Raw genomic sequence first — 2757 nt, forward strand, 5'->3', positions numbered from 1 at the left:
CGCGACCCGCTGCTCGTCGCCGCCTGCCGGGCGACGAGCAGCGGGTCGCGCAGCGGCAGGATGAGGACGGAGGTGCCGAGGGTGACCCTGCGGGTGACCGCCGCGAGATACGCGAGCGCGGTCAGCGGTTCGTGGACGCCGCCGTACTTCTCCGGCCCGTACGGACCGGGCGGCAGCAGATGATCGGGCAGCCAGACGCCGTCGTATCCAAGGCGCTCGGCCTCCTGGGTGAGGGCGGCCAGCTCGTGGATGTCGGTCGCGGGCGACTCGGCGGGCAGGATGACGTGGAGTTGCACGGTGGGGCTCCTTGGCGCGCGGGGTGGCCGGTGCGGCGGCCCTTCGGAGCCTTTGTAGAGCCTGACATCAATGCGAGGGTCAACACTCACCAGGTGGGGTGATCTCCGGAGGCCGAAGCGGGCCAGGCGCTCAGCCTGGCCCGCTTCGGCCTCCGGAGATTGCCTCGAGTGTCCTACCTCGGGCTTGGTACGGGGGCGTGACCCTCGCCCTGGGGAGCCGCATTACCGCCGTCGTCGTTTATGGCAGCGCTTGAGGCGATCAAGGGGGCATGGCCGTCATTTGCTAGAGCGAATGCCATTGACTGGGCGGTGGCGCCAATGGTCGCAGCTGCCGCGATGGCCAAGGTAACAAGGCCTTTTGTGGTGCGAGTCATTCCGGTTCCTCCGGTGCGGGGGCGATTGTCTATTATGTAATGCAAATACTTTCGGAATGGGTACAGATGTTCGGCCGTCTGGCCGGAAAGTGTCGAACCTTGGCGCAAAGGTGACCGGGTGGCGGCGCAACGGGAAGCGCGTCGGCACACCATTGGGGCCGACGCCGATGACGTCCCCTCCGCGTCATCGATGTCGGCCCCAATGGTGTTGCTCAGGTGTGGACGACGGCCTCTCGCCTTACTGGGGCGCCGAAGGGGTGTGTCCCTCGGACGCGGCGACAACCCGGGGGTCGGCCCCGGCCCCGCCGTCCTGGTCGGTCAGTGCCGGGGGTGCGGGCGTGTGCCCTTCCCCCTGCGTGGACAGTGCGGGCGGTGCCGGTGTGTGCCCTTCGCCCTGCGTGCGCAGCGCGGGGGGCGCGGGTGTGTGCCCCTCCCCCTGAGTGCTCAGCGCAGGAGGCGCAGGGGTGTGGCCTTCGCCCAGCGTGGTGAGCGCCGGGGGCGCCGGCGTGTGCCCTTCGCCCTGGGTGGTGAGAGTGGTGGCCGCCGGGTCTGCTTCCAGCGGCCGATAACTGTCGGACTGGGGCTTCTTGTCTGGGCTTGTCACGATCAACTCCATCGCGTACAGGTCGGTGGGGGCTGGAACACCCGCCCGGCGACTCCCCCGTGGGTCGCCGGACGGGCGCCCAGGGGCCGCCCACCATACGGTGTGACCTCGCAAACCGACCCGTCTGCCCCCCGCGGGGACGGATCGACCACTCAAGAGTCGCGGACGGCGATAAACGAATGATGAACGATGGCACCGACAGGCGTTATACGGCGCCCGCGGGGGCCAGGAGCCCCCGCACGTCGGCCGCCTCGGGCGTCTCCAACCGCTCGTGAATCGAGAGGGCTTCGCGCCAGCAGGCTTCTGCGCGGTCCTTCTGGCCCAGCTCCAGCAGCGCCTTGCCGAGCAGCGTCAGCACGATCGCCCGCCGCCACTCGCCGCCGATACCGCGCAGGCCGAGGGCCTGCTCGGCATGCTGGGCGGCCTGCGCCGCCTGGTGAATCGCCAGATGGGCCTCTGCCAGCCGCTGGTGGGTCATGCCCTCCCACAGGGGCTGGCGGTGTTCGTTGAAGAGGCTCAGCGACTCGTTGAGCTGGTCGAGCGCCTGGGTGGTCCGCTCCGCCGCGGTCAGGGCCACCCCGAGGGCGTACTTTCCGTTGGCCAAGCGCACGGTACGCCCCAGGCTCTCGTAGATTCGGGCACCTCGCTCGGCCAGATCGACCGCGCTCTCGATGCGGCCCATCTCGACGTACGCACGGGACAGGTTGCACAGCGCGCTGGCCGTCCCCGGGCGGTCCTCGATGGCTCGGTAGGCCTCGATCGCCTTCAGGAAATGACGCTCCGCATCGTCCCAGCGGGTGCGGCTGAGGTGCGCGATGATGCCGCGCTCGGTGTGCGCACGGCCGATGGTCACGAAGTCCTGCACGGTGGAGCCGAGCCGCAGGGCGCGCTCGGATTCCGCGTCGGCCTCGTCGAGCCTGCCGACCAGTTCGCACACTTTGGAAAGGCTGAACCGCGCCCGTGCCTCGGCCCGGACGTCACCGCTCTTGGCCGCGGCCTCGGCGACGGCCCGGGCGACGGCTTCGTAGCGCGGGGCGTTGGCCCCCGACTCGGCGAGGTCGATGGACACGGCCAGCAGGTCCGACGCTCGGGCCAGCGTAGGGCCGGAGGCGGATTGTTGGGTGCACGCCAGAAGGCACTCGGCCTCCGCGAACAGCCAGTCCAGCGCCGCGTTCTGGTCGCGGAAGTTCAGCCCGGGCTGCTCGGTCGGCGCCAAGTGGTCGACCAGTCGGTCTCCCGGCCGCTCGGTGGAATACACCCGGGCCATCGAGGCGAGATAGAAGTCCAGCAGCCGTGACAGAGCCGCCTCACGGTCCGTCACCGGATGATCCCGTTCAGCACAGTCACGCGCGTAGAGGCGTACGAGATCGTGATAGCGGTAGCGCCCGGGGGCGGCGGACTCCAGCAGTGAGGCGTCGACGAGGGATTCGATGAGATCTTCGGCCTCGAAGGCATCCATGTCCAGGACGGCGGCGGCCGCCGC

General features: G+C 69.7%; 3 protein-coding genes. All 3 read right to left on the reverse strand.

Going from position 1 to position 2757, the window contains the following annotated elements; genetic code table 11:
* A partial coding sequence (locus tag CCN51_RS41100) for an LLM class flavin-dependent oxidoreductase (protein ID WP_143676050.1) occupies positions 1-296 on the reverse strand: 296 nt, incomplete at its 3' end.
* 612 nt (positions 297-908) lie between these two features.
* Positions 909-1274, reverse strand: a complete 366-nt coding sequence (locus tag CCN51_RS54635; protein WP_143676051.1) for a hypothetical protein — start codon at positions 1272-1274, stop codon at positions 909-911.
* Positions 1275-1479: 205 nt separating this feature from the next.
* On the reverse strand, positions 1480-2757 hold a 1278-nt coding region (locus tag CCN51_RS41105), incomplete at its 5' end, for a tetratricopeptide repeat protein (protein WP_143676052.1).

This window comes from Streptomyces milbemycinicus (assembly GCF_002154605.1).
Classification (GTDB): domain Bacteria; phylum Actinomycetota; class Actinomycetes; order Streptomycetales; family Streptomycetaceae; genus Streptomyces; species Streptomyces milbemycinicus.